Annotated in this window: 1 protein-coding gene; it reads right to left on the reverse strand. The window is 51.8% G+C overall.

Features of this window, described 5'->3' with window-relative positions:
• Nucleotides 1-840 (reverse strand): MFS transporter (locus WH277_RS00885; protein ID WP_339503832.1); only part of this gene is annotated, 840 nt, incomplete at its 3' end.
• Between the last annotated feature and the right edge of the window lie 521 nt (nucleotides 841-1,361).

Genomic DNA, 1,361 nt, shown 5'->3' on the forward strand with positions numbered 1-1,361 from the left:
CGCGGGCGTGGTGCCATAGGTCATGGAGTAGACGGTCATGATATAGAACAGGGTGTAGGTCGCCAGCATGATGAATGTACCAATAATAGTGGTACCCAGATGCTTGCTGAACAGGGTGCCAATCGGCACTTTCACCTGTTTATTCTCTTTCTGTACTTTGGCGAAAACCGGCGACTCATGCAATGAGACACGGACATACAGGCCGATCAGCACTAATACCGCTGAGAGGATAAACGGCACGCGCCAGCCCCAGCTCATAAACTGTTCGTCAGTCAGCAGCCAGGAGAGCAGCAGGAAGGTGCCGTTGGCAAAGAAGAAGCCAATTGGCGCGCCAAGCTGCGGGAAGGATCCATACAGGGCGCGTTTTTTCGCCGGAGCGTTTTCCGTGGCCAGCAGTGCCGCACCACCCCATTCGCCGCCCAGTCCCAGACCCTGACCAAAACGTGCCAGCGCCAGCAGCAGGGGAGCGAACACGCCAATCGTTTCATAGCTCGGCAGCAGGCCGATCGCAACGGTTGAAATGCCCATGGTCAGCAGCGAGGCGACCAGCGTGACTTTACGTCCGACACGGTCACCAAAGTGGCCAAACACCGCTGAACCGATAGGGCGTGCGATAAAGGCAATGGCGAAGGTCGCCAGTGACTGTAGCGTGGCAACGGTGGCATCGCCCTGTGGGAAGAAGATATGCGGGAACACGATTACCGCGGCAGTAGCATAAATATAGAAATCGAAGAATTCGATAGCAGTGCCGACCAGTGAAGCAATAACGACTTTACCGCGAGAGTTGACGGGCGTGGCGTTGGGATCGGTGTCGATGGATGGCGCGATGGAAGCTTGCATAAATTTTTCTTATTTGAATGTGAATGTAAACGGCGTAACAACGAATCTTACGCACAGGCAAAGCCGCATTCAATGGCGAAAAAGCACCGAACAGGCGGGTTAATCCAGCGAAAAGAGGATAATTTTCATTCCGCGATATTTGAGGGTGAATGGCAGGGCGAAATCGACGATTTCTGGCGTGAACCACTGCAAAACAGCCAAATTAAAGTTATGTCTCAGCAATAAATGCTGTCTTTTGGTTGAATTATCGCCACTTGTCCAGATTATCAACTGCTTTATGCCCGGTTGCCGTTGCACTACGGCTAAGGGGTTTCTTAATATCGTTGATAAAAGGTTTAGAAAGTAAACTATCAGCACGGTTTACAACCTGGTTTCGGCGGAATAGAATCTCGTCACTTTCTTCTCAGGAGCACACAATTGGACAGTCACCCTGTAACTCACGCGTTATAAAGGCAGGCCTACTCCGTTGTGCGCCTGCCGTTAATCGGCGGGCTATGTTTCCTCTCTTCTCAGAGCAGTAG

It is taken from the genome of Erwinia sp. MYb416 (assembly GCF_037479575.1).
Lineage (GTDB): Bacteria > Pseudomonadota > Gammaproteobacteria > Enterobacterales > Enterobacteriaceae > Erwinia > Erwinia rhapontici.